The 25,362-nt window shown below is 58.7% G+C and carries 22 protein-coding genes and 1 pseudogene; 10 read left to right on the top strand and 13 right to left on the bottom strand.

The features are described 5' to 3' along the window. Window positions 1–2: 2 nt before the first annotated feature. Window positions 3–1,355 (bottom strand): 3-oxoacyl-ACP reductase, encoded by a 1,353-nt coding sequence (locus M1D99_RS26560; protein ID WP_434572608.1) that lies wholly within the window; start codon window positions 1,353–1,355, stop codon window positions 3–5. Window positions 1,356–1,604: 249 nt separating this feature from the next. Here M1D99_RS26560 and M1D99_RS26555 point away from each other — a divergent pair, with 249 nt between their 5' ends. Beyond that, a complete protein-coding gene (locus M1D99_RS26555; protein ID WP_458131032.1) occupies window positions 1,605–2,882 on the top strand; it encodes an acetyl-CoA C-acetyltransferase in 1,278 nt (425 codons plus the stop codon). Here M1D99_RS26555 and M1D99_RS26550 read toward each other — a convergent pair. Further along, window positions 2,869–3,897, bottom strand: coding sequence for a bile acid:sodium symporter family protein (locus M1D99_RS26550; RefSeq protein WP_458131031.1), 1,029 nt, complete (start codon window positions 3,895–3,897; stop codon window positions 2,869–2,871). The two genes, M1D99_RS26555 and M1D99_RS26550, sit on opposite strands and share 14 nt — an antisense overlap. Window positions 3,898–3,976: 79 nt before the next feature. Here M1D99_RS26550 and M1D99_RS26545 point away from each other — a divergent pair, with 79 nt between their 5' ends. Together M1D99_RS26545 and M1D99_RS26540 are read left to right on the top strand one after the other, a co-directional pair. After that, window positions 3,977–4,768 (top strand): AraC family transcriptional regulator, encoded by a 792-nt coding sequence (locus M1D99_RS26545; protein WP_458131030.1) that lies wholly within the window; start codon window positions 3,977–3,979, stop codon window positions 4,766–4,768. Window positions 4,769–5,006: 238 nt separating this feature from the next. Beyond that, window positions 5,007–5,900: a PA4780 family RIO1-like protein kinase gene (locus M1D99_RS26540; protein ID WP_014336406.1), complete on the top strand. Its 894-nt coding sequence runs from the start codon at window positions 5,007–5,009 to the stop codon at window positions 5,898–5,900. A 416-nt stretch (window positions 5,901–6,316) separates the two neighbouring features. Here the strand turns inward: M1D99_RS26540 and cueR are convergent, their stop codons facing one another. The 3 genes from cueR to M1D99_RS26525 form a co-directional block, all read right to left on the bottom strand. After that, window positions 6,317–6,718 (bottom strand): Cu(I)-responsive transcriptional regulator, encoded by a 402-nt coding sequence (gene cueR / locus M1D99_RS26535; RefSeq protein WP_109752292.1) that lies wholly within the window; start codon window positions 6,716–6,718, stop codon window positions 6,317–6,319. Further along, a complete protein-coding gene (locus M1D99_RS26530) occupies window positions 6,715–9,108 on the bottom strand; it encodes a heavy metal translocating P-type ATPase (protein WP_458131029.1) in 2,394 nt (797 codons plus the stop codon). Before M1D99_RS26530 ends, cueR begins: the two co-directional genes overlap by 4 nt. A 234-nt stretch (window positions 9,109–9,342) precedes the next feature. Further along, the gene (locus M1D99_RS26525) at window positions 9,343–9,726 is read right to left on the bottom strand and encodes a hypothetical protein (RefSeq protein ID WP_434572597.1); all 384 of its coding nucleotides are present in this window, start codon (window positions 9,724–9,726) and stop codon (window positions 9,343–9,345) included. A gap of 148 nt (window positions 9,727–9,874) precedes the next feature. Here M1D99_RS26525 and M1D99_RS26520 point away from each other — a divergent pair, with 148 nt between their 5' ends. Both M1D99_RS26520 and M1D99_RS26515 read left to right on the top strand, forming a co-directional pair. After that, window positions 9,875–10,072 (top strand): heavy-metal-associated domain-containing protein, encoded by a 198-nt coding sequence (locus M1D99_RS26520; protein WP_186707934.1) that lies wholly within the window; start codon window positions 9,875–9,877, stop codon window positions 10,070–10,072. Between the two features lie 95 nt (window positions 10,073–10,167). Then, complete coding sequence (locus M1D99_RS26515; RefSeq protein WP_458131028.1) at window positions 10,168–11,370, top strand: multidrug effflux MFS transporter; 1,203 nt, start codon at window positions 10,168–10,170, stop codon at window positions 11,368–11,370. Between the two features lies 1 nt (window position 11,371). Here the strand turns inward: M1D99_RS26515 and M1D99_RS26510 are convergent, their stop codons facing one another. Next, complete coding sequence (locus tag M1D99_RS26510) at window positions 11,372–11,542, bottom strand: hypothetical protein (RefSeq protein WP_434572592.1); 171 nt, start codon at window positions 11,540–11,542, stop codon at window positions 11,372–11,374. Window positions 11,543–11,791: 249 nt separating this feature from the next. Next, a complete protein-coding gene (locus M1D99_RS26505) occupies window positions 11,792–12,805 on the bottom strand; it encodes a zinc-binding alcohol dehydrogenase family protein (RefSeq protein ID WP_186707938.1) in 1,014 nt (337 codons plus the stop codon). A 114-nt stretch (window positions 12,806–12,919) separates the two neighbouring features. Between M1D99_RS26505 and M1D99_RS26500 the strand changes: the two genes are divergently transcribed. The 3 genes from M1D99_RS26500 (at window position 12,920) to M1D99_RS26490 (ending at window position 16,214) form a co-directional block, all read left to right on the top strand. Next, window positions 12,920–13,849 carry a LysR family transcriptional regulator gene (locus tag M1D99_RS26500; RefSeq protein WP_434572590.1) on the top strand — a complete coding sequence of 310 codons (930 nt, stop codon included), beginning with the start codon at window positions 12,920–12,922 and terminating at the stop codon, window positions 13,847–13,849. Window positions 13,850–13,990: 141 nt separating this feature from the next. Then, window positions 13,991–14,725, top strand: coding sequence for an ArsR/SmtB family transcription factor (locus M1D99_RS26495; RefSeq protein WP_434572588.1), 735 nt, complete (start codon window positions 13,991–13,993; stop codon window positions 14,723–14,725). Between the two features lie 106 nt (window positions 14,726–14,831). Beyond that, the gene (locus M1D99_RS26490; RefSeq protein ID WP_434572586.1) at window positions 14,832–16,214 is read left to right on the top strand and encodes an MFS transporter; all 1,383 of its coding nucleotides are present in this window, start codon (window positions 14,832–14,834) and stop codon (window positions 16,212–16,214) included. 153 nt (window positions 16,215–16,367) lie between these two features. Here M1D99_RS26490 and M1D99_RS26485 read toward each other — a convergent pair whose 3' ends face one another. The 3 genes from M1D99_RS26485 to M1D99_RS26475 form a co-directional block, all read right to left on the bottom strand. Next, window positions 16,368–17,321, bottom strand: a complete 954-nt coding sequence (locus M1D99_RS26485; protein ID WP_458131027.1) for an adenosine deaminase — start codon at window positions 17,319–17,321, stop codon at window positions 16,368–16,370. A gap of 84 nt (window positions 17,322–17,405) precedes the next feature. Next, window positions 17,406–18,371: a 2-oxoglutarate and iron-dependent oxygenase domain-containing protein gene (locus M1D99_RS26480; RefSeq protein WP_434572582.1), complete on the bottom strand. Its 966-nt coding sequence runs from the start codon at window positions 18,369–18,371 to the stop codon at window positions 17,406–17,408. A 141-nt stretch (window positions 18,372–18,512) separates the two neighbouring features. Then, entirely contained in the window at window positions 18,513–19,595 is a 1,083-nt protein-coding gene (locus tag M1D99_RS26475; protein WP_434572580.1) for a BMP family ABC transporter substrate-binding protein, read from the bottom strand. A gap of 355 nt (window positions 19,596–19,950) precedes the next feature. Between M1D99_RS26475 and M1D99_RS26470 the strand changes: the two are divergent. Together M1D99_RS26470 and M1D99_RS26465 are read left to right on the top strand one after the other, a co-directional pair. Further along, a pseudogene (locus M1D99_RS26470) lies at window positions 19,951–20,292 on the top strand (calcium:proton antiporter); the annotation flags it as partial. A 407-nt stretch (window positions 20,293–20,699) separates the two neighbouring features. Continuing rightward, window positions 20,700–20,975, top strand: a complete 276-nt coding sequence (locus M1D99_RS26465) for a hypothetical protein (RefSeq protein WP_458131026.1) — start codon at window positions 20,700–20,702, stop codon at window positions 20,973–20,975. A 401-nt stretch (window positions 20,976–21,376) separates the two neighbouring features. On the opposite strand, the gene M1D99_RS26460 is transcribed toward M1D99_RS26465, so the two are convergent. Genes M1D99_RS26460 through M1D99_RS26450 form a run of 3 tightly spaced genes read right to left on the bottom strand, consistent with a single transcriptional unit; the run spans window position 21,377 to window position 25,133 of the window. Next, window positions 21,377–23,350 (bottom strand): AAA family ATPase, encoded by a 1,974-nt coding sequence (locus M1D99_RS26460; RefSeq protein WP_458131025.1) that lies wholly within the window; start codon window positions 23,348–23,350, stop codon window positions 21,377–21,379. Between the two features lie 2 nt (window positions 23,351–23,352). Further along, window positions 23,353–23,925 carry an ABC-three component system middle component 4 gene (locus M1D99_RS26455; RefSeq protein WP_458131024.1) on the bottom strand — a complete coding sequence of 191 codons (573 nt, stop codon included), beginning with the start codon at window positions 23,923–23,925 and terminating at the stop codon, window positions 23,353–23,355. Further along, window positions 23,922–25,133 carry an ABC-three component system protein gene (locus M1D99_RS26450; protein WP_458131023.1) on the bottom strand — a complete coding sequence of 404 codons (1,212 nt, stop codon included), beginning with the start codon at window positions 25,131–25,133 and terminating at the stop codon, window positions 23,922–23,924. The genes M1D99_RS26455 and M1D99_RS26450 overlap by 4 nt, the downstream gene beginning before the upstream one ends. Window positions 25,134–25,362 lie beyond the last annotated feature (229 nt).

Genomic DNA, 25,362 nt, shown 5'->3' with positions numbered 1-25,362 from the left:
GGTCACGCTCCCAATAGGCTTTGACCGCACACCCGCAGGGCCTGCCCGGTCACGGCGCCGGTGCCCGGTTGTGCGAGCCAGGCCACGGCTTCGGCGACGTCCTGGGGCAAACCGCCCTGGCCAAGGGAGCTCATGCGCCGTCCGGCCTCGCGCAAGGCGAAGGGGATCTCGGCGGTCATGCGGGTTTCAATGAAGCCCGGCGCCACGGCATTGATGCTGATCCCGCGTGTCTGCAACTGCGGTGCCCACGCCTGGGCCAGGCCGATCAGCCCGGCTTTGCTCGCCGCATAGTTGGTCTGCCCACGGTTGCCGGCAATGCCGCTGATGGACGCCAGCAGAACCACCCGGCCATTGTCCCGCAGGGTGCCGCTGTCCAGCAGGGCCTTGGTCAGTACTTGCGGGGCGTTGAGGTTGACGGCCAGCACGGCGTCCCAGAATTCCGGGGTCATGTTGGCGAGGGTTTTGTCCCGGGTGATGCCGGCGTTGTGCACCACGATATCGACGCCGTCGGGCAGGTGCTCGATCAACTGTGGGGCAGCCTCTTCAGCGCAGATATCCAGCGTGACGCTGCGCCCGCTCAAGCGTGCCGCCAGGGCGTCGAGATCGGTCTTGGCCTGGGGGACGTCCAACAGGATCACGTCGGCGCCATCGCGGGCCAGGGTTTCGGCGATGGCGGCGCCGATCCCGCGGGCTGCGCCAGTGACCAACGCCTTGAGCCCCGTGAGCGGCCGGGTCCAGTCCTGGACTTGGGTGTCACAGGCGTTAAGACGAATGACCTGCCCGGAAATGAAGGCGCTTTTGGGCGACAGGAAAAACCTCAGCGCACCTTCCAACTGGGTTTCGGCACCGTCGCCGACGTACAGCAATTGCAGCGTCCCGCCGTGGCGCAGCTCTTTGGCCAGGGACCGGCTGAAACCCTCCAACGCTCGCTGGGCACTGGCGGCGAACGGATCGCCAAGACTTTCCGGTGCACGCCCAAGGATGACGACATGGGCGCTGTGGTCGAGGTTTTTCATCAGTGGCTGGAAAAATTCCCGCAGTTGCTTGAGCTGGTCGGCCTGGACCAAATGGCTGGCGTCGTACACCACCGCCTTGATTTTCGGGCCGTGGCCGGGGATCCATTCCGTGGCCAGGGTCGGTTCGCCGCCGTAGATGAAAATGCTGTCGGTCAGGCGCTTGGCAAAGGTGCCGATCTGTTCGGTCAACGGCCCACCGCCCAGCAGCAGCGCGCCTTCGATCGGCCGCAGCCGCCCGGCCTGCCAGCGTTCCAGGCGTACCGGCGAGGGCAGGCCGAGGGACCCGACCATGCGCCGGCCAATGGGCGAATTGGCGAAGTCGATATAACGGTCAGACATGGAACACACTCCGGCTGATGAGGTTCCAAGTGTGGACCATGATTGGCAATCAGTCGTTCGATCGGCGAGATAAAGCCTAAGCTTGTGCCGGAGCGCTGTTTCCAGGGCACGGGATACCTGTGGGAGCAAAGCTTGCTCGCGATGCAGACACCGCGTTTTTCAGGTAGGTCGCGTCATCGTTCATCGCGAGCAAGCTTTGCTCCCACAGGGTCCGGTTGAGTTTTCACAGGGTACACAGGGAGTTCTTTCATGACACAGCTACGTCGCGTCGCGATCATCGGCGGTAACCGCATTCCCTTCGCCCGCTCCAACGGGCTCTATGCCACCGCCAGCAACAAGGCGATGTTGACGGCTGCCCTCGAGGGGCTGATCGAACGCTACAACCTGCATGGCTTGCACATCGGCGAAGTGGCGGCCGGTGCGGTGCTCAAGCACTCCCGGGATATGAACCTGACCCGCGAATGCGTGCTCGGTTCGCGGTTGTCACCGATGACGCCGGCCTATGACGTACAGCAAGCCTGCGGTACGGGGCTGGAGACGGTGCTGCTGGTGGCCAACAAGATCGCCCTGGGCCAGATCGACAGCGGCATTGCCGGCGGCGTCGACACCACATCGGACGCGCCGATCGCCGTCAACGAGGGGTTGCGCAGGATCCTGCTGCAAGCCAATCGCGCCAAGACCACCGCCGAGAAAATCAAGGCTTTCCTGCAATTGCGCCCCCAACACCTGATGCCGGATCTGCCGCGCATCAACGAACCGCGCACTGGCCTGAGCATGGGCGAGCACTGTGAATTGATGGCCCAGACCTGGCAGATCCCTCGGGAGGCGCAAGACCAGTTGGCCCTGGAGAGCCATCAGAAAATGGCCGCGTCCTACGCCGAAGGTTGGCAGAACGACCTGATGACGCCGTTTCTCGGCCTGACCCGGGACAACAACCTGCGCCCAGACCTGACCCTGGAAAAACTCGCGTCCCTCAAGCCGGCCTTCGAAAAAAGCGCCAAGGGCACGATGACTGCCGGCAACTCCACGCCACTGACCGACGGTGCCTCGTTGGTGCTGCTGGGCAGCGAAGAATGGGCCAAGGCCCGGGGCCTGCCGATCCTGGCGTACCTGCGTGACGGTGAAACGGCAGCGGTGGATTTCGTCAACGGTGCCGAAGGGCTGCTGATGGCCCCGGTCTACGCCGTGCCGCGATTGTTGGCGCGCAACGGCCTGACCTTGCAAGACTTCGATTACTACGAAATCCATGAAGCGTTCGCCGCCCAAGTGCTGTGCACGCTCAAAGCCTGGGAAGACCCGGACTACTGCAACACCCGCCTGGGCCTCGACGCGCCGCTGGGGTCCATCGACCGCAGCCGGCTGAACGTGAAGGGCAGTTCCCTGGCCGCCGGGCATCCGTTTGCCGCCACGGGCGGGCGCATTGTCGCCAACCTCGCCAAGTTGCTGGATGCCGCCGGGCGAGGTCGAGGGTTGATCTCCATCTGTGCCGCCGCCGGCCAGGGCGTGACGGCGATCATCGAGCGTTGACGAGGACGCCGTCCTGGCCGGATGTCAGCGCCTTGTGCTGGCTAGCATAGCGCTCGGCCAGGATCGAGCAGACGATCAACTGCAGCGGGTGATAGATCATGATCGGCAGCAGAATCAGCCCCAGGCCCGGATGGTTGCCGAAAATCAACGCCGCCATCGGCACCCCGGCGGCAAGGGATTTCTTGCTGGCGCAAAACACCGCGGCGACTTCATCGGCGCTGTTGAACTTCAGGGCGCGGGCGGTACGGGTGGTCGCCCACAGGATGATTGCCAGCAGCACGGCACTGCCCACCACTGCGCTGAGCAACACGCCGTTGCCTTGCTGGCGCCAGATGCCGGACACCATCGAGTTGCAGAACGCCGCATAGACCAGCAGCAGGATGACCAACTTGTCGATGAGGCTGGTGTAGCGTTTGTATCGTCCGAAAAAGCCGGCCAGCCAACGCCGCAGGAACTGCCCCAGCACCAGCGGCAGCAGCAACATCAGGCACAGGTCGAGCAAGGTTGACCCCAGGTCGATGCCCCCGGCGCCACTGCCGACGACGAAACTGACCAGCAACGGTGTCAGGAAAATCCCCAGTACGCTGGACAGGCTCGCGTTGAGAATCGCCGCTGGCACGTTACCTTTCGCACTGCCCGTCAGGGCCACCGAGGAAGAGATCGTCGAGGGCAGGGCGCAGAGGTAGAAGAAACCCAGCATCAGCAGCGCCGGCACATGGCTGCCCAGCAGCCAGTTGCTGAGTAGCCAGATCAAGGGGAACACGCCAAAGGTGAAACCCTGCACCATCGCATGCAGCCGGATGTTCTTCAGGCCGTGGCGGATCTGCTCGCCGGACAGGTTGACCCCGTGCAGGAAGAACACCACGAAGATGCCGATGTTGACCACCCATTCGGCATGCATGGCACCGCCCGTGGCGCCAAAGGTCGGGAAGAAATACGCCAACAGCGTGGCGAGCAACATGCCGCACAGGAACCAGTCGGTCACCAGGCGTTTGAGGTGTCTGACGATATGCATAGGGCACCGCAAGTTGTAGGAAAAGTCGACTTAGCCTAACGTCGTCTTCATTAGTCGTCTTGCGACATAAGGCCAATCAATGCCGCCTAACGGACATCAGCAGCTGGAACGCCATATCCCCGACCTGGGGCAATTGCCGAGGCCGCTGTACGCCCGTGTCGAAAGCCTGAGCGCCGGTTCCTGGACCCAAGCCCATCGTCATGATTGGGTGCAATTTTCCTACGCCATCAGCGGCGTTCTTGGCGTACACACCGTCGCCGGCAGTTTTTTTGCTCCACCACAACGGGGCATCTGGATTCCGGCGGACCTGGAGCATCAGGTGGTGACCTCGACCCGGGCGGAAATGCGCAGTCTGTACGTCCATCGCCACGCTTGCCCCTGGGCCGATGAGCGCTGTCGGGTGCTGGAGGTCACGCCGCTGGCCCGTGAACTGATCAAGGTGTTCTGTCAGCTGCCGGTCGATTATCCCCAGGGTAATACCCAGGAAGAACGGCTGGTGCTGGTGCTGCTGGATCAGTTGGCGACGCTGCCGGAGGTGGGATTTTCCCTGCCGCTGCCGCGACATGCCCGCTTGCTGGCGCTGTGCAACGATTTGATCGAACAGCCCGAACAGAACGTCACCTTGCACGCTTGGTCCGAGCGTCTGGGCACGTCGGAAAAAACCCTGATGCGCCTGTTCCAGCGCGAGACGGGCCTGAGTTTTCGGGCCTGGCGCCAGCGCATGCGTTTGTTGTCGTCCCTGGGCTCGCTGGAGAAAGGCGACAGCGTCACCAGCGCCGCGTTGTCCTGTGGGTATGATTCAACGTCCGCGTTCATTGCCGCGTTCAAGGGGATGTTCGGGTTTACCCCGGGGGAGTTGTTCAAGCATTGAGTCGCCGCACTGACCTACGGCGGCGGTAGACATGGCTGTCAGCTCTTGTCGCAAATACCTGGGCATTCAGTTGCCAACGCCAGGTCCGGTCTCGGCTATGATTTGGCGCGGTCGATAATCCGGCACAGTGTGTGCATCACCGGTTCATAGGTCGGCACCCCCTCCCCGTGGAGCAAGGATTGCCGTATAACGACTGTCATTCGCGTGTTTGGTAATAAAGGACCCACAATAAAAGCTGATGAAGACTCCAAAACGCATTGAACCCCTGATCGAGGACGGTCTGGTCGACGAGGTGCTGCGCCCACTCATGAGTGGTAAAGAAGCAGCTGTTTATGTGGTGCGCTGCGGCAACGAGCTACGTTGCGCGAAGGTCTACAAGGAGGCGAACAAGCGAAGTTTTCGTCAGGCGGCCGAATATCAGGAAGGCCGCAAGGTGCGCAACAGCCGTCAGGCCCGGGCCATGGCCAAGGGCTCGAAGTTCGGGCGCAAGGAAACCGAGGACGCCTGGCAGAATGCCGAAGTGGCGGCCCTGTTTCGCCTGGCGAGCGCGGGTGTGCGTGTGCCCAAGCCGTACGACTTCCTCGAAGGCGTGCTGCTGATGGAGCTGGTGGCCGACGAGTATGGTGATGCGGCACCGCGCCTGAACGATGTGGTGCTGGAGCCGGACCAGGCTCGTGAATATCACGCCTATCTGATTTCCCAGATCGTGCTGATGCTGTGTACCGGTCTGGTGCATGGTGACCTGTCGGAGTTCAACGTCCTGCTCACGCCAACGGGACCGGTGATCATCGACCTGCCACAAGCCGTGGATGCCGCGGGTAACAACCATGCCTTCAGTATGTTGGAGCGGGACGTGGGCAATATGGCGTCCTACTTCGGCCGGTTCGCCCCGGAGCTCAAGCGCACCAAGTACGCGAAGGAAATGTGGGCACTATACGAAGCCGGCACCCTGCACCCGGCCAGCGTGCTGACCGGCGAGTTCGACGAGCCGGAAGAGCTGGCGGATGTCGGCGGGATCATGCGTGAAATCGAGGCTGCACGCCTGGACGAAGAACGCCGTCAGGCGGTACGCGCCGCCGACGATGCACCACCCGGCAAGACCGAAGAACCACCGCCGCCGTGGATGCAATGATCGGTTGAACAAAAACCCGGCCAATGGCCGGGTTTTTTGTGGGAGCGAGCTTGCTCGCGATAGCGGTGGGTCAGCTTGCATTGATGGTGAATGTGCCGCCGTCTTCGCGAGCAGGCTCGCTCCCACATTGGTTTTTCGATGCCTTCAATATCTATATTCACAGCCAATCCCTGTGGGAGCGGGCTTGCTCGCGAAAGCGGTGGGTCAGCTTGGATCAATGTTGAATGTGCCGCCGCCTTCGCGAGCAAGCCCGCTCCCACAGAGGTTTTGTGTTGGAGCTCGAATCTGATGTCCCCCACCAAGCCCCCTGTGGGAGCGAGCCTGCTCGCGAAAGCGATGGGTCAGCTTGCATGGATGTTGAATGGGCAACCGTCTTCGCGAGCAGGCTCGCTCCCACAGGGGATTGGCGGTTGGCATCAATTCTTACAGCACCCCGACGCCAGTTCCTTGAGGATCGGACAATCCGGGCGGTGGTCGCCGTGGCAGTGTTCGACCAGGTCTTGCAGGGTGTCGCGCAGTTCGGCCAACTCGCGGATTTTCTGGTTCAGCTCATCGATGTGTTGCCGGGCCAGGGCCTTGACGTCGGCGCTGGCGCGTTGGCGGTCTTGCCAGAGGGTCAGCAGTTTGCCGACCTCTTCCAGGGAAAATCCCAAGTCGCGGGAGCGCTTGATGAACGCCAGGGTGTGCAGGTCATCGGTGCCGTAGATCCGGTAACCGCTGTCGGTACGATGTGCAGCCTTGAGCAGGCCGATGGATTCGTAATAACGGATCATCTTCGCGCTCAGGCCGCTCTGGCGGGCCGCTTGGCCGATGTTCATCGCTTGTCCTCCAATGGCTTGGGTGTCCAGAACTTCAACAGTAACGCATTGCTCACCACGCTGACGCTCGACAGCGCCATGGCCGCGCCGGCCAGCACCGGGTTGAGAAAACCGAACGCCGCCAGGGGGATGCCGATCAGGTTATAGATAAACGCCCAGAACAGGTTCTGGCGGATCTTGGCGTAGGTCTTGCGGCTGATGTCCAGCGCCGCCGGCACCAGGCGCGGATCGCCACGCATGAGGGTAATGCCCGCGGCATGCATCGCCACATCGGTGCCGCCGCCCATGGCAATGCCAATGTCGGCGGCGGCCAGGGCCGGGGCGTCGTTGATGCCGTCGCCCACCATCGCCACCACCGAATGGCGCTTCAATTGTTGGACGATGGCGGATTTATCCGCCGGCAGTACCTCGGCATGGACATTGGAAATCTCCAGCGCCTGGGCCACTACCCGGGCGCTACCTTGGTTGTCGCCGGTGAGCAGATGGCTGGCGATGTGCTGTTCATCCAAGGCCTGTACGGCTGCCAGAGCACCAGGCTTGAGGGTGTCACCGAAGGCAAACAGGCCTAGCACCCGCGGCACTGCGCCTTGTTCGATCAGCCAGGACAACGTGCGCCCTTCGGTTTCCCAAACCTGCGCAGATTCGGCCAGCGAACCGGGGTTCAGACCCCGTTCTTCAAGCAGACGACGATTGCCCAAGGCCAGGCGGCGCCCGTCGAGGCTACCGGCAATGCCGCGTCCGGCCAGGGACTGGCTGTCGCTGACATCCGGCACGTGCAGGCCGCGCTCGGCGCAGGCATCCAGTACCGCTTTGGCCAGCGGATGTTCGCTGCCGCGTTGCAGCGCCCCGGCCATTTTCAGCAGCGCGTCCTCGTCGCCGTCGAGGGCGGTCAGGTGGGCGATGCGGGGCGTGCCGGAGGTCAGGGTGCCGGTCTTGTCGAACACCACGGTCGTGACTTCATGGGCGCGCTCCAAGGCCTCGGCATCCTTGATCAGAATCCCGTGGCGCGCAGCCACACCGGTGCCAGCCATGATTGCCGTGGGCGTCGCCAGGCCCAGGGCGCAGGGGCAGGCGATTACCAGCACCGCAACGGCGTTGATCAGTGCGATTTCCAGTGGGGCTCCGTACAGCCACCAGCCGATCAATGTCGCCAGGGCCAGCACCAGCACCACCGGCACGAAGACCTGGCTGACTTTATCCACCAGTTTCTGGATTGGCGCCTTGGCGGCCTGGGCGTCTTCCACCAGGCGGATGATGCGCGCCAGAACGGTTTCGGCGCCCAAGGCTTGCGTGCGGACCAGCAGCCGGCCTTCGCCATTGATGGCGCCACCCGTGACTTTGTCGCCGGGCTGCTTGGGCACCGGCAGGCTTTCGCCGCTGATCAGCGCTTCGTCGGCATGGCTCTGGCCTTCCAGCACTTCACCGTCCACCGGGAAACGTTCGCCGGGCTTGACCAGCACCCGGTCATTCAAGCGCAGGGCGCTGATGGCAACGTCCCGCTCCTGGCCATCGATCACCTGGATCGCCCGCTCCGGGCGCAAGGCTTCGAGGGCGCGGATGGCGCTGGCGGTCTGGCGCTTGGCGCGGCTTTCCAGGTATTTGCCGAGCAGCACCAGGGCAATCACCACCGCCGAGGCCTCGAAATACAGGTGCGGCATGCCGCCGGGACGGGCGATCGCCCATTCATACACGCTCAAGCCATAGCCGGCGCTGGTACCCAGGGCCACCAGCAGGTCCATGTTCCCGGCACCGGCCCGCACGGCCTTGAAGGCGGCGACGTAGAACCGCGCGCCAAAGATGAATTGCACCGGCGTCGCCAGGGCGAACTGCACCCAGGCCGGAAGCATCCAATGCACGCCGAACGGCTGCAGCAACATGGGCAGCACCAACGGCACGGACAGCAGGATCGCCAGCACCAGTGCCAGGCGTTCACGATTCAGGCGGTTGCCCTGGGTATCGGCGGCCTGCTCGGCCTGCCAGACCGTGGCGTCGTAGCCCGCGCGCTTGACCGCATCGATCAGGGTTTGTGCATCCACGTGGCCGAGCAGTTCGAGATGGGCCCGCTCGTTGGCCAGATTGACGTTGACGTTGTTCACGCCATCGACCTTGCCCAGGGCGCGTTCGACCCGACCGACACAGGAGGCGCAGGTCATCCCTTCGATGTTCAACTCCAGGGTTTGCACGGGAACGCTATAGCCCGCCTGTTCGACGGCCTGCTTCAAGGCCGGCAGGCTGCCTTTGGGGGCCTGGACTCGGGCCAGTTCCGTCGCCAGGTTGACGCTGACAGCACGGGTACCGGCGACTTTGCTCAAGGCTCGCTCGACCCGCCCGGCGCAACTGGCACAGGTCATCCCGGCAATGGGTAGATCGAACGTGGTGGATTCGGACATGGGTCAGGCTCCCTGTAGTGAATGACTACAGGATCAACCTTGCCATGCTGGCAAGGTCAAGCGCCAATCCAAAAGCTAACATATCCCTAAGATGGGACTGACGTTGTGGGAGCAAGGCTTGCCCGCGATGAAAGCACCGCAGTCTCTTGAGGGACCGCGGTGCCTGGATCGCGAGCAAGCTTTGCTTCCACAAAGCTCGCTCCCACAGGGGCTGGCAACCACAAGATGGGGGTGTCAGTAACCGAGCCCAGCCTGCTTGAGGTACATGCCTTGTTCATTCATGGCGATGCGGAACTTCAAGATGTCACCGGCCTTGAGGGTGATGTTCTGAGACCCTGGCGCGAGCATGCCCGGATTACAACCCGGCGCCTGCCCCGGCAGCAACTTCAGGCGCAAGGAGACTTGACCTGGCGGCAGGTTGAACGAGGTGCTTTGCTCCTGGAACAGCCGGGCCGAGAGTTGGTCCTGGATATAGATGCCGATTTCGCAATTGGTCGACACCTCCAGGCGCTCGCGGGAAATGATCAACACGCCATAGTCTTCGCCGGCGGCCGAGGCCGGGGGCGCTACCGCTGAAAGACCGAGCATGCAAAACAGGCTGAACGCTGACCAGCGCATGGCTGAACCTCCGGTGTGAAATCCTTGATGTGTGCAGCTTGGCTGAGGGCGATGCCGATTGCCAGCCCGGCAGTTTTTGTCAGAACTTGACCTTTCCATCGTGGCAAGCTTGAGACTGGCGGCAACCTCAATCCCAAGGAGTCATCTCATGCAAACTTTTAATGTCGAGGGCATGTCCTGCGGTCACTGCGTCAAGGCCATCACCGAGGCGGTCCAGGCCAAGGATCCGGCGGCTGACGTGCGCGTCGACCTGGGCGCCAAGACCGTCCAGGTCCAGAGTTCGTTGCCGGCCGATGCCGTGGTCGCGGCCATCAAGGAAGAGGGTTATGGGATCAGTGTGGCTTGAGTTTTTTTAATCGTTAGCGACCTATCGGAATGTTCAAGAGCGCCCGGCACGGCTAGACTGTCGGGCTGTCGAACGACGCCTGAGCTGGACGCCCGATGAACCTCCGTACGATTCTGATTCTTGGCGCCTTGAGCGCTTTCGGTCCCTTGGCGATCGATTTCTACCTGCCCGCCTTTCCGGCGATGGCCACGGCCTTCGGTACTGACGAAAAACACATCCAGCTGACCCTGGCGGCCTATTTCCTCGGCTTGTCCATCGGGCAGTTGGCCTATGGGCCTGTGGCGGACCGCTTCGGACGGCGGATTCCGCTGCTGACGGGCGTCGGTCTGTTCACCCTGGCGTCCCTGGCCTGCGCCTATGCGCCAAACCTCGAATGGCTGATTGGCGCCCGCTTCGTCCAGGCCTTGGGCGGCTGCGCCGGGATGGTGATTTCCCGGGCCGTGGTCAGTGACAAATGCGACGCGGTGGGCTCGGCGAAGGTGTTTTCGCAACTGATGCTGGTGATGGGCCTGGCGCCGATTCTCGCGCCGATGCTGGGCGGGTTGCTGGTGAACCTGCATGGCTGGCAGTCGATCTTCATTGCCCTGACCGTGTTCAGCGCATTGGCGTCGACGGCGGTGGCCTTGTGGTTGCCGGAAAGCTTGCCGGACGATGTACCTCGGCAACCGTTGTCGGGGGCGTTGCGCCAGTATGGCCGGTTATTGACCGACGCCGTCTACCTCGGCCATGCGCTGACGGGGGGCATCGCTATCGCCGGGATGTTTGCCTACATCGCCGGTTCGCCTTTCGTCTTCATCAAGCTCTACGGTGTACCGGCCGAACATTTCGGTTGGCTGTTCGGCACCAACGCGGCGGGCTTCATCCTGGTTGCCCAGGTCAACGCCCGGTTGCTGTCCAAGCGCGGCCCGGCGTTTCTGTTGAACCGCGCGGTATGGGTCTACCTGGGGGCGGGGCTGAGCCTGCTGGCGGTCAGTTCATTGCAACCTGCGCAGTTGTGGCCGCTGCTGGTCCCACTGTTTATCTGCATCGCCAGCCTGGGTTGCATCCTTCCCAATGCCTCGGCCTGCGCCATGAACGGGCAGGGCGCCCGGGCCGGCAGTGCCTCGGCGATGCTGGGATGCCTGCAGTTTTCCGTGGCGGCGGGAGCCGCTGCGTTGGTCGCTGCGCTGCATGACGGCACCGCGGTGCCAATGGCGCTGGTCATTAGCCTTTGCGGGCTGTTGGTGGTGAGTGCAGCGATGCTGACTCGTCGCCTGCAAAACGCCCGGGCACTGGTCCAGGCCAGTCGCGAAGACTGACTCAGCCGACCGCGCGCTGCTGTTGTTCGGGGAAACGATGGGGCGCGTGGATCCGCGCCTGCAAGGTCGTGGCAAAAGCCTGGGCTTCGGCCTCGGTACGGAAGGTGACTACGTGCTGGTCAAGACGCACTTGCCATTGAGATTTTGCCACTTCTTTTATCAGGATCTTCATTGCTGACCTCCTCACGAAAAGATTGCGTTGCAAAGGCCTCGAGTGTAGACCCGAATGCGATCGCATTTGTGACAACGGTCAATTCTCGGACTGACGGTTAGTCGCCGGCTAATGAGGCAATCACTGTGGCGAGGGAGCTTGCTCCCGCTCGGTTGCGCAGCAACTGCAAAAACCAGGGGCCGCTACGCAGCCCAGCGGGAGCAAGCTCCCTCTCCACGGGATTGTTAGCGGGGCGACCGCCGTGTTCGGTCAGAAGCCCTCGAGCACAATCTTGCCCTTGGCCTGGCCGCTTTCCAGCAAGGCATGGGCCCGACGCAGGTTTTCGGCGTTGATGGTGCCGAAATGCTCGCCCACCGTGGTCTTCAGCGTGCCGGCGTCGATCAGGGCGGCCACGCGATTGAGCAGCTTGTGCTGTTCAAGCATGTCGGCCGTTTCGAACAGCGAGCGGGTGTACATGAATTCCCAATGCAACGACAGGCTCTTGCGCTTGAGCTTGGTCACGTCCAGCGCCTTGGGGTCGTCGATCAGCGCCAGCTTGCCCTGGGGTGCGAGGGCTTCGACCAGTTGGTCCAGATGCTGGTCGGTCTGGGTCAGGCTGGCGACGTGAGTCACCTGGGGCTGGCCCGCTTCTTTCAATACTTCGCTCAAAGGGCGGCTGTGGTCGATCACCAGGTCAGCACCCAGGCTGCGCACCCATTCCTGGGTTTGCGCACGGGACGCGGTGCCAATCACCTTCAACCCGGTGAGTTGGTGGGCCAGTTGCGTCAGGATCGAACCCACGCCTCCCGCCGCGCCGACGATCAACAGGCTCTGACCCTGGTCATCCTGGTCTTCCTGGATGTGCAGGCGCTCGAACAACAGTTCCCAAGCGGTAATGGCCGTCAGCGGCAGCGCCGCGGCGTCGGCGAAACCGAGGGTCTTGGGCATGTGGCCGACGATGCGTTCATCCACCACATGCAGCTCGCTGTTGCCACCGGCCCGGGCGATGGAACCGGCGTAGAACACCTTGTCCCCGGCTTTGAACAGCGTGACCTCGCTGCCGACTGCCTTGACCACGCCGGCCACGTCCCAGCCCAGCACCTTGGCGGCACCACCTTCGGGCTGGACGTTCTGGCGGACCTTGGTGTCCACCGGATTGACCGAAATGGCCTTGACCTCCACCAGCAGGTCCCGGGGGCCTGCGACCGGTTCCGGCAGCTCGATGTCCTGGAGCGATTGCGGGTCGGTGATGGGCAACGAATGGTAGTAGGCAATGGCTTTCATGAAGCGGCTCCGTGAGGTGAGTTTCGATGAAGGCCATGTTTAGCTATTTATCACCGAGATAAAACCGGCTAAAACAACAGGCTCTTTCAATAATATTTTGATAATGGAGTCGTCATGCTTCGCTTCGATGACTTGCAATTGTTTGTCCGGGCGGCGGACCTGGGCAGTCTTTCGGCGGCAGCCAGGGTCATGGACCTGTCGGCAGCGGTGGCCAGTGCCGCGTTGAAACGGATCGAGCAGCACCTCGGTGCGCGGCTGTTGGCCCGTTCCACCCGCAGCCTGCGCCTGACGGCCGAAGGCGAGGGGTTTCTCGAATACGCCCGTGCCGCGTTGAGCAGTCTCGACGAAGGACGGCGGTTATTGACCAGCGGCCAGGATCAGGTCAGCGGGGTGTTGCAGTTGTCCGCGCCCTCGGACTTGGGGCGCAACCTGCTGTTGCCCTGGCTGGATGAGTTCCAGCGCGAGCATCCCGGGCTGACGGTGCGGCTGCTGCTGGGAGATCGCATGGCCGACTTGTTCAAGCAGCCGGTGGACATCGCCCTGCGTTATGGCGAGCCGGAAGATTCAAGCCTGGTGGCCTTGCCCGTCGCCCCGGATAACCGTCGAGTGCTGTGTGCGTCGCCAGACTATCTGGCGCGCCAGGGTGAACCTCATCAACTGGAACAACTGGCCCAGCACAACTGCCTGTTGTACATGCTGGGCAGCCGGGTCCATGACCGATGGGTCTTTCATGACGGCAAACGGGAGGTGAGCCTCACCGTCGGCAGCGATCGCTTCAGTGATGACGCTGATGTGGTGCGCCGCTGGGCGGTGGCGGGGGCCGGGATTGCCTACAAGTCGTGGCTGGATGTGTCCACCGACGTACTGGCCGGGCGCTTGAAAATCCTCTTGCCGCACCTGCAATGCGAGCGCGCGCCCCTCAATCTGCTGTGTGCCCACCGGGCACAATTGAGCAAACCCATCAACCTTTTGCGGGACATGCTCCGGGACCGCTGCGGTGAGTTGACGGCTCGATTTCCACTCTCTGCGGGGGCGGGCCATTAGTCGCACGCAATTAGAGACTTTTCCCTCATGAACAATCGCCTCCAAAGGTTTCCGGAGGACAGGAAAGCGCGGTCACCGCGCTTATACTAGCGACCGCCTGCGCCAGAGCAGTAGACGAATGATTCAACAGGGAGTGAATACATGGAACATGCACCTTGCATCAGCCAGATCGCCACGCTGCTGGCTGACCCCAAGCGCAGCGCAATGATGTGGGCCTTGATGGACGGCACGGCCCGCCAGGCCGAGGAGCTGGCGTTGCTCGCCGGATTGTCGCCGTCCTCGGCCAATGCGCACCTGGGGCGCTTGTCCGCGGGAGGTCTGTTGAAAGTCGAAGCCCGGGGCCGCAAGCGGTTCTTCCGCCTGGCCGCGCCTGAAATCGGCGCCGCCGTCGAAGCGCTGGCCAGCGCGACCCTGGTCAGTACGCCACGGCAGATTCCGGAGGTCTTCAGGCGCCGGGTGATGCCGACCAAGGCCCCGTCGGTCCCCGCTTCGTTGATGCGGGCCAGGCTGTGCGACGACCACCTGGGGGGAACCCTGGCGGCCGACCTCTACCAGCGCCTGCTGGACGCCGGATGGATCGAGCAGTTCGAACAACGGGTGATCGTCACGCACAAGGGTGCCAATCAACTGGCCGAGCGGGGCTTATTCGTCCAGGCCCTGGCTTATCGCAATGCCCGTATCGCTTGCCCCTGCCCGGACTGGAGCGAGCGTCGTCCGCACCTGGGGGGCGCGCTGGGGGCGGCGTTGCTGCAACTGTTCATGCAGTCAGGTTGGCTGGCCTTGCCCAACGATTCGAGGGCCTTGCAGGTGACGACGCTCGGCCAGCAGGAAATCCACCGGTTCGCCCGGCAGGATGCCGTGGAGATGGCGTTCTAGGGAACTGGCACGTCGTTCAGGGCTGTCGACAGGTCGTATTCAGCAATAGCCGCTCGCAAGGTTCGCGCACACTCGGTCCGGGGAATTCTCGGATTGGGGAGGCAGCATGGACACTCACGGTTACAGCGCGGCGGAACGCCTGGAGCGGTTACCCATCAGTGGGTATCACCGGGTGATTTTCATCATCATTGCCCTGGCGTTTTTCTTCGACTCGATGGACCTGGCAATGATGACGTTCCTGCTGGGCTCGATCAAAACCGAGTTCGGCCTGAGCACCGCCCAGGCCGGTTTGCTCGCCAGCTCCAGCTTCTTCGGCATGGTGCTGGGGGCGTCGCTGTCGGGCATGCTGGCCGATCGGTTCGGGCGCAAGCCGGTGTTCCAGTGGAGCATCGTGTTGTGGGGCATTGCCAGTTACCTGTGCTCCACCGCCCAGGATGTCGAGACCTTGACACTGTTTCGCGTCCTGCTGGGTATCGGCATGGGCATGGAGTTTCCGATTGCCCAGTCGATGCTGTCGGAGTTGATCCCGGCCAAGCGTCGAGGGCGCTACATCGCCTTGATGGATGGCTTTTGGCCCCTGGGCTTCGTGGCGGCGGGGGTGCTGTCGTATTTCCTGCTGCCGGTGATCGGCTGGCGCGACATCTTCCTGGTGCTGGCGGTGCCGGCGGTGTTTGTCCTGGCGATTCGCTTCTTCATTCCCGAGTCGCCGCGCTGGCTGGAACAGGCCGGTCGGGGTGACGAAGCGGACGCGGTGCTCAAGCGGATCGAAGACAAGGTCCGGACCTCGCTCGGACGTCGTGATCTGCCGGAGCCGATCCGCCTGCCAAGGGTGGAGAGTGTGCCGGGCAATTTCTTTTCGGCCCTGGCGCAGATCTGGTCGCCGCTGTATCGCCAGCGCACGATGATGATCTGGAGCGTCTGGTTCTTTGCCTTGCTCGGTTTTTATGGCCTGACGTCCTGGCTCAGCGCACTGTTGCAGCAGTCGGGGTTCGCCGTGACCCAGTCGGTGTATTACACCGTGGTGATTTCCCTGGGCGGGATTCCCGGCTTCCTGATGGCGGCCTGGCTGGTGGAGCGTTGGGGCCGCAAGCCGGTGTGCATCATCACGTTGCTGGGCGGCGGGGTGATGGCGTTTCTGTATGGGCAGAGCGCGGTGTTTGGCGGCAACGTCGGGCTGCTGATCGGCACCGGGTTGCTGATGCAGTTTTTCCTGTTCGGCATGTGGGCGGTGCTCTACACCTACACGCCGGAGTTGTACCCCACCTCGGCGCGGGCCACCGGCTCGGGTTTTGCTTCAGCGGTTGGGCGTATCGGTTCGCTGCTCGGCCCCTTGGTGACCGGCCTGGTGTTCCCCATCACCGGCCAGGGCGGCGTATTCGCCCTGGGCGCGCTGTGCTTCGCCGTGGCGGCGGGGGTGGTCTGGGTGTTCGGGATGGAAACCCGGGGCAAGACGTTGGAAGAGTTGAGCGAAGCGCCCGTCGCCGACTAAACACTATCCCCTGTGGGAGCGAGCCTGCTCGCGATAGCGGTCTGGCATTCAACACTAATGTCGACTGATACACCGCCTTCGCGAGCAGGCTCGCTCCCACGATTGGATCTGCGTCCAACCGTGGATTTGCAAGCGATCAAAAAACCTGTGGGCTTAGGGTTTTACAAGTCGCGCATCCAGGCTGTTCTGCGCCAGGCGCTTGGCCTGGTCCTGGGTCATGCCCAGGTGGGTATACAGCGCGTGGAAGTTCTCGGTGACGTAGCCGCCGAAGTACGCCGGGTCATCGGAGTTCACCGTCACTTTCACGCCGCGCTCGAGCATGTCGAGAATGTTGTGCTGCGACATGTCGTCGAATACGCACAGCTTGGTGTTGGACAGCGGACACACGGTCAATGGAATCTGCTCGTCGATGATCCGCTGCATCAGCCGCTCATCTTCGATGGCGCGCACACCATGGTCGATGCGCTGGATCTTCAGCAGGTCCAGGGCTTGCCAAATGTACTCGGGCGGGCCCTCTTCGCCGGCGTGGGCAACGGTCAGGAAGCCCTCGTTGCGTGCGCGGTCGAATACGCGCTGGAACTTGCTCGGTGGATGGCCCATTTCCGAACTGTCCAGGCCCACGGCCACGAAGGCGTCGCGGAACGGCAGCGCCTGGTCGAGGGTTTTCTCGGCTTGTTCTTCGCTCAGGTGACGCAGGAAGCTCAGGATCAGGCCGCTGGTAACGCCCAGTTGCTGCTCACCGTCCTTGAGGGCGGCGGCGATGCCGTTGAGCACCACTTCGAATGGGACGCCACGGTCGGTGTGGGTCTGCGGGTCGAAGAACGGTTCGGTGTGGATCACGTTCTGCGCCTTGCACCGCAACAGGTAGGCCCAGGTCAGGTCGTAGAAGTCCTGGGAGGTGCGCAGCACATCGGCGCCCTGGTAATAGAGGTCGAGAAATTCCTGCAGGTTGTTGAAGGCATAGGCCTTGCGCAGGGTATCGACGTCGCTCCACGGCAGGGCGATCTTGTTGCGTTCGGCCAGGGCGAACAGCAGCTCGGGTTCCAGCGAGCCTTCCAGGTGCAGGTGCAGTTCAGCCTTGGGCAGGGCGTTCAGCCAGTCGTACATGGTCTTTTCTCATCAGCGAATCGATGGCGGGCATTCTACAGGGGGCTGGCCGTCCTGTCGGGTAAAACCTGACCGGCTGATCCACTACACGGCGAGCGGCTCTCGCCGGTAAGCATAGGTGTCGGCGAAGCGCGACAACAGGAATTCGGCGCAGGTAGTCGTTGGGTACTTTGGCGGGTGGGCGTCATCCTGGCAACCGGGCAGGCATTGGATCAGCGTGTCGGGGTGCGGCTCGGCAAAGAACGGCATCGAGTACCGGTCCACCCCCAGTGGGCTGATCACCCGATGCGGCGTGGACAGGTAACGGTCGTTGCTCCAGCGCGCCATCATGTCACCGAGGTTGACCACGAAGGTGCCGTCGATGGGCGGCGCGTCGATCCACTGGCCGTTGACGTTGCGCACTTGCAGGCCACCGGCGGCGTCCTGGTAGAGCAGGGTGATGCAACCGTAGTCGGTATGGGCGCCGGCACCTTGCTGTTCGGCGCAACTGGCGGTGTCGCGGGGCGGGTAATGGATCAGGCGCAGCACGCTCACCGGTTCGTTGAAGCGCGTGTCGAAAAAGTCCCGTTCGATGCCCAGGGCCAGGGTCATGGCCCGCAGCAGGGTTTGCGCAAGCGCCTGCATGTCACGGTAATGCTGCTCCATCAAGGCTTGCCAGCCGCTCAGGTCTGGGTGGCGGTTGGGGCCGCGCAACGGTTTTTCCGCCAGCACCTCGGGGTGATCGGCCGGCAGATGCAGGCCCATGTCGAAGGTTTCCTTCAGGTCGCTGGGCTTGGTCGGGTCCAGTTGTTCCGTGGCGACGGCGCCGTAGCCACGATGGTGGCGGGTCTGGGTGATGTCGATCTTGAGTTTTTCTTCGACGGGCAAGGCGAAGAAGCGTTGGGCATTGCCCAGCACCTCGGCGATGCGCGCCGGGCTGATGGGGTGGCCCTTGATGTAGAAGAAGCCCCACTGACGGCAGGCGCGGTCGATCTGCTCGGCGACGCCTTGCCAGGCGTCGGGCTCATCGCCGTAGAGCGGGCTGATGTCGATGATGGGCAGGCTGTTCATGGCTTTTCCTGAATTCGGATGCGGACTTCTGTGGGAGCGGGCTTGCTCGCGAAGGCGGCGGGACATTCAGCATCAATGTTGACTGACACTCCGCCTTCGCGAGCAAGCCCGCTCCCACAGGGTTTTGTGTTGATTCGCCAGCTATTTCGGAATCTCAGCCTTCATCCCTTCGACGTAATAATTCATCGACGCCAGTTCCGCGTTGGTGGCGCTCACGCCCGCGGGGATTTTCTCGACGCCGGCCTGGTCCTTGATCGGGCCGGTGAACGGGTGAAGGGCGCCGCTCTCGATGTCGGCGATGATCTGCTCGGCTTCGCCCTTGACCGCTGCCGGCACCAGGTCGCTGATCGGCAGTTTCACCGTGCCTTCCTTCAGGCCACCCCAGTAGTCCTGGGGTTTCCAGTTGTGGTCAAGCACGCTCTGGGTCGCCTGGATGTAATGCGGGCCCCAGTCATTGACGATGGAGGTCAGCACCGCCTTGGGCCCGAAATGGGCCATGTCCGAAGCGTAGCCCACCGCATAGACGCCGCGGCGTTCGGCGGCCTGGATCGGTGCTGGGCTGTCGGTGTGCTGGAACACCACGTCCACGCCCTGGTCGATCAGCGCGTTCGCGGCGTCGGCTTCCTTGCCCGGGTCGAACCAGGAATTGACCCACACCACTTTGATTTCGGTGCCGGGGTTGTATTTGTTCAGGGCCAATTGGATGGCGTTGATATCGCGAATGACTTCCGGGATCGGGAACGAGGCGACGTAGCCGATCTTCTTGGTCTTGGTCATCTTGGCCGCGAGGAAGCCGCCGACGTAGCGACCCTCATAGGTGCGAGCCAGGTAGGTGCCGAGGTTCTTGTCCTGCTTGTAGCCGGTGGCGTGTTCGAAGGTTACCTTGGGAAACTGCTTGGCGACTTTCAGCGTCGGGTTCATATAGCCGAAGGACGTGGTGAAGATCAGGTCGTACTTGTCCTTGGCCATGTTACGGATCACCCGCTCGGCGTCGGCCCCCTCCGGTACGTTTTCCACGTAGTGAGTGGTGATCTGCTCGCCGAACTTCGCCGCCAGTTCCTTGCGCCCTTGTTCATGCTGATAGGTCCAGCCGTGGTCGCCGATGGGGCCGATGTAGACGAAGCCGACCTTCAGCGGGTCGGCGGCACTGGCATTCAGGCCGGCACCCAGGCCGACGGCCGCGACGACGGCGCAAAGCAATTTCTTCAAGGGACGTTTGTGCATGAACTCGAACTCCATTTTGTTGTGAGGTTGGCTGTGCAGCAGCAATGCAAAATGCTGACCAACAGGACAACTAATCGACACGACCTTATTGTGGCGAGGGAGCTTGCTCCCGCTGGGCTGCGCAGCGGCCCTGTTTTTTACGGTTGCTTCGCAACCGAGCGGGAGCAAGCTCCCTCGCCACAGGTTCTACATCCGCATAACCTGTGGGAGCGAGCTTGCTCGCGATGGGGCCGTCCAGATCGATAACGGTGCACCTGCCAGCCACTCGCCACCCCCTGGTGCATCACACCGAACGAAACGTTCGCCTCCCCCGACAGTCAGTAACTCATGATCCGTTCACAGTGGCAGGCCCGCGATGCTCACTTTGATCAAGCAAGAAAAACTGCTGTTGCTGGCGCTGGCCGCCGTATGTGTCGCCTATCCGCTGGAGCACTGGCTGCTGGGCAGCGGGCAACTGGTGGCGTTGCTCGGCGGCCTGGTCCTGATCGGTTTTATTGTCGCCGCCTCCATGCGCGTAGCCCATCACGCCGAGTTGCTGGCGGAAAAGGTCGGTGATCCTTACGGCACCATGATCCTGACCTTGTCGGCGGTGCTGGTGGAAGTGGTGATCCTGGCGATCATGATGAACAACGAAGCCTCGTCGACGCTGGTGCGGGACACGATTTACTCGGCGGTGATTTTCCAGACAGACCCTATTTCAGTGTCAAATTCCATAAGGCTCTGACGTTCTTGATCTGCCTTTGGAAACCTTAGAAAAGGGCTTTTGATTGGGAGTGCTCTACGCCTGATCGTCCTGACAAACCACCAGCTTAAGCATTCTGGAGCATCAGTTCAGTCCATTGCTTCCCGGTGGGCCGCTGTCCTTATGACCGCTTATCCCTGGTGGAGACGTCGCACGGTGTGAAGACACGGACGGAGGGTCTCGGAAGCCTTATCACAAAACCTCGCGCATCAGACCGAGCCGAATACGCTGACCTACGTTCATCGAATCGAGCGGAAAGCGCTTGCTCCTGAGGGGCCATGAACTTGGACGGTTTTGGCTCGACTTCCTAGACACGGCTCGCTAGCTTCTGCCGTAAATATTATCAACTAAATGGTGAAGTTATGATTAAACAAAATGTGAACGTTAACCACATAAGCACGTATTCCTTTCGCGCCGAATGCCGCGACGATGTACTTAGCTTTCTAGCGCTGCCTGAAGCCACATCGCTGAAGAAAATCACGATCGTCCCAGATCCTATTTTTCCAGACGTGGAAGTCGAAATTGAAACCAAACTCACCGTTCAGGAAGTCATTAGCGCACTAGAAATGGTAGAGGATGGTCATGTGATGGTCGAGACATTGAAAGCATGTGCGCTAGTATCAAATGGCATGGATTAAGATCCATATTGTGGATACCAGAATTTCATTATTCTAGAACAAGCATCAGTTCAGCGTTTCGACTCTGCCAATCCTAGCGGTGCTCGGCTTCATTTACGTTGTAAACTGCCTTAAGACCTAGAGACATAGAATGGGTTGTTAATCGCACTTGCTTGGCGAGTTGTTCCCATGCAATCAGACGGTTGTGAATATCTATGTGAACCGCGTGTTTCGATTGGGTCGGCAAAGATCGGCAATAAGAAGTCGGTGAAATTTAACCGCCTCAAGTCGTCTCCCCAATAAATTAGGAGGTACTTGGCCATCGCCGACGAGGGAAGTCAACTCTGGTGGGATGGAAAAAGGGGGGAATATATTAGCATTGGGAAACAAATCCGCCCCTTCATCCTTAAGTTATATGTGTTTTATTGTTCAATATCGTCTATCAGCCCCACGCTCAACCCGTTTTCGCCAGTGGAACTGTAGTGAGCAACGATATAAGCCTTATACCGATTGATAAAAGTATCAGGAACGTCGTTGTCTACCAAAATAATCTGGCATGGGACGTCTTTTTCTTCGGCTCTGGTCGCCACACTGAGCAGATACTCATAGATGTTTTGATATTTCAAGGGGTCGGAAATACCTTCGCGAGTATCCTCCTGTACGTTAGTTTGATCCTGATATTTCTCTTTGGTCGTTTTTCCCAGATACTTTCCTACGGTGTCGATCATCAATAATCTAGGATGGTTTATTTCTGAATCAACCGCATACTCTAGGAGGGAAATCATAAAGCCAACGGAGGATATTGTTCTAAGTCCTCCCGAAGTTATGTTCAGGTAGTCGCGATCTCGGATAATAGGCGCGAAGCTTTTGGGGCTGATGCTGATCCCTTCTTGTCTTTTAATGTTTACTTTCTTGAGGTATTTGCACAGGTAATCTCCGAGCGTCTCTAACACCTCTGCAACACTGGGTGCTGTCTCCCGAAGTTCAGCTAGGCGCTCGTTTAGTTGCTTAATTATGAGGTTTAAATTTTCGTAAGCATCATGGATTTTTTGCTGTTGATTTCTAACGCGGATGTTATTAAGTAGGAAGTCACGAGCTTTTTTGTTGGATGCTATTTCCTTAACTAGAGTATCTCGTTGCGTGAGATATGGCGTGATCATTGCCTGACTTTCGGTGTCTAACATTTCTCTGGCGCGCGACAGGTCCGAATTATATGCTGCATGGTCTTTAGACAAATTTCGCGATTTAGAAGATAGTTCATCAATGAGCGACTGTATGCTTTTCTTCTTCTTCTGAATGGAGTTCAGCTCATCTGACAAGGTGTCTCTGTTAACTGGTTGAAAGCTATTCGTTGCGTGCGTTGGCTCGATGGGCGCGTCGCAGACAGGACAAGGGTTAGCGTGCGATGTGGTTTGTCCAATTCTAGTTTGCGCATGAATAATGCCATTTATTTTCTCAATGTCATTTTCATAGTCATTTTTCAAACGTGAGTATTTTTCTATTTGTGCTCTCGTTTTGATAATTTCTTGCGTTGCATGTTTTTCATTCAGTGATAGTTCGTTGAAAATAGCTTTAAGTTCAGTATGGTTTTGAGAACTGGCGACCATAGATTTATTGATTTTTGTAAATTCAGTTTCTAATGTATCTATTATTTTGTCTATTGTTGTAATCGAATCATCAATGGAGGTTTGACTGTCGTAACCCGTCTCTCTCAAAAACTCAGAAACGGATGTATATTTGTTGAGGAGTTTCTTGCTTTCGCGAGTGTGTTCTGCAATTTGGACTTCTAGCTCTGCTATGCTTGAGTCCAGCACATTGAAAATGTATTTAATGACTTCACGATTGGTAGTGGATTTTATCCAGTTATTCAAATCTAAGAAGCTCTTGCTTCCGACATCGTCTTGGTTGACGTACACATATTTAAATAGATTTCGAAAGCTGAGCCGTTTTACTTCAGAATCTGCTTTTGACGGTGAAACTTTAATTTTCACTTTCGGGAAGCCTAAGCTATCCAGCAAGAAGTCGGAAAAAAAACCATCAGGAGATTGTGTGTCTGTGAAATTAGGTGAATATTTTTTTGGAAAGAAGTCTGCGCATTGTTCAAATACACATGGATAGACTTCTATGTATTCTTTAGGATCATAAATGTTGCGCTTTATAGTGAGAGAGGCACCATTTATTTCCAGCTCTAGAGCGGCATATTCAATGGATGCCTTAACTTCATCCGAGAGTTCGATGCTGCTGGCGCCGAGTAAATAGTTTATAAACTCCAAAATACTCGACTTGCCTGTATCTGAATCGCCATAGATAATATTTACACCTGGAAAAAATGGTATTGAGTATATTTTCCGATAGCCGACAAGATTTAAGCCGCTAATGCTAATGTGAGATTTCAATTTCAATTCCTTTTGAAAGCTTCATTGAGAAATGAATAAAGTTTGCTAGTTGTTTGCGTTTGTAAAGCTGAGAGGCTGTCTATCAACTCTTGAACTGAAGAGAAATAGTTTTGGCTATTTTGACTGGCTGAGGTCGATTGCGAGTACGCTACTGCATCGTGGAGGGTTGGACTAATCAAGCTTTCTACAAAAGATCTTCCTGTCGGGCTCAGTAAGTACTTAATTGAATTCGGATCTGTTTTGTCATCGCATGCTAACATTCCACGTGCTGCTAATTCTTTGATTAAAGCTTTAAGCTTCGATCGGTCAAAGAGTATGTCCACGTTTGTTGATAAACTCTCAATTGTGTAGGTGTACTGAGAGTTGATGGGTGCAAATTTTTTACCTGCCAATCGCAGTATTTCGTTTATCTTTGATGGGTTTTTTGTAAGATATATAAATACTTGAATTTTTTCGAAGTCTAGCACTGCATTTTTTTTGGAGGATATTCCCAGTTTATAAATTATAAGTGCAAGTAAGGAATAATTAAGCGAAAAGTCATCGTCTAACAGTAGATATGGAAGTGTTTGGTTCATTGTGAGGGTCCTTTTTTCGCCAGTACATCCTCAAGGCACGTATTCGCTGACCATACAACATCAATATCCTCTTTGTTGGCAAGTTGGTGGATCATGCCTTTTTTGTGAACACCATCTAGCTCAGCCAACAAAGTTTTCAGGTATGAACCGTCTTCGCTCATTATTTTGGCATGAACTCTTTGCACAAACTGATCTGGAGTAGTCTTATTCGCAATGTGGTGTTCGTGTTCTTGACGATAAATTTCTCTTACTTTTCCGTATAGTACGCTTAGAAGCTTTTTGTCATGGTCGCTGGTAAACAGTTTTCTGGCTTCTTCCGCGTTGAAGAAGTATCCCTTTGCGTTGCCTGTAATGCCCTCATGAACGTCTGCTATAACCATCTTAAGAACAAAGAAATGATCATCATATTGATTGTTGTCTTTGAAGTCCTGCACCGCGAGTGGAGCTTTGTATGCCGCTTCAAATTCCAGGATATACTTGACTACCGCCTTATAAACTGTTTCTTCTTTACTTTTAGGTTTGCAGATGCTGGTGTGATCTTCATCCACCGCTCTAGAGTCTTTTTTCAGACTTTCAATTGCTAGTGCGCTTTTTTTGTCAACAAATTTATCATGGGCGCCGTAGATGTATTTCGTAGGGGGTGGGGTGGACGTATTAATCCAATCGCGGCTGAATTGGTAGACCGCGTCACTCAAAACATTCAGGTCACTAAGTTGGACGTTCGAGGATATAAAGGACGCCATGTTTGCGATTTTCGCCCCCGTGTGGGGGACTGCCAGAGAAATGAAGCCCTTAACAGCCGTTGATTGGGTTTCCTCTAGCTGGCCAAGGATGCATGCTTTAGATACCAGGCCGCCCATGCTGTGTGCTATGACCATGACTTTCTCGTAATCACCGAGATTGACTTCAAATTCTGTACGTAGCAGTTGAGCGATTTCAGTGATCGGAAGATTTGTTCTGATACTCGTTCTTGAGCTAAACAGACGCGCAAATAAACTTTTGGTAACACCGTACGATGAGGTGAATGTGGTGAAATAATTGAAACAACCGATATCGTAACGGTCGATGAGCTGTGGGTCGGCCGCTAAAAGACTTGGAAATGAGACGTTATCGTCAAAAGACCAGGTTTCTTGTCCTCCTTTTAGCCCGTGTACGAAAATCACCGCGTTGGGTTTGTTCTCTTTTTTTACCCATGTGATCATGCTCATCTGGATGTCCTTTTCCTGAGTGGACGACGGCCGTAGCCACGAATATTGATGCGAGTCGGCAGATAAATTGTTTCGGAAGGTTGTGTTGGCGAGTTCGCCTTGACACGTTACCGGCCATACGAAGGCACGAGCATAGTGCTCTTTGGGGGCGAATTGCCATCAGAGAGTCGACTCGCCATCTGGATTTTTCTCGCTATGACCACTTTGACTCGTCACGCGTATCTGATTC

It is taken from the genome of Pseudomonas sp. R3-41 (assembly GCF_054161485.1).
The sequence above is the reverse complement of the archived record's forward strand: the minus strand, read 5'-3'. Positions and strand labels throughout refer to the sequence as shown.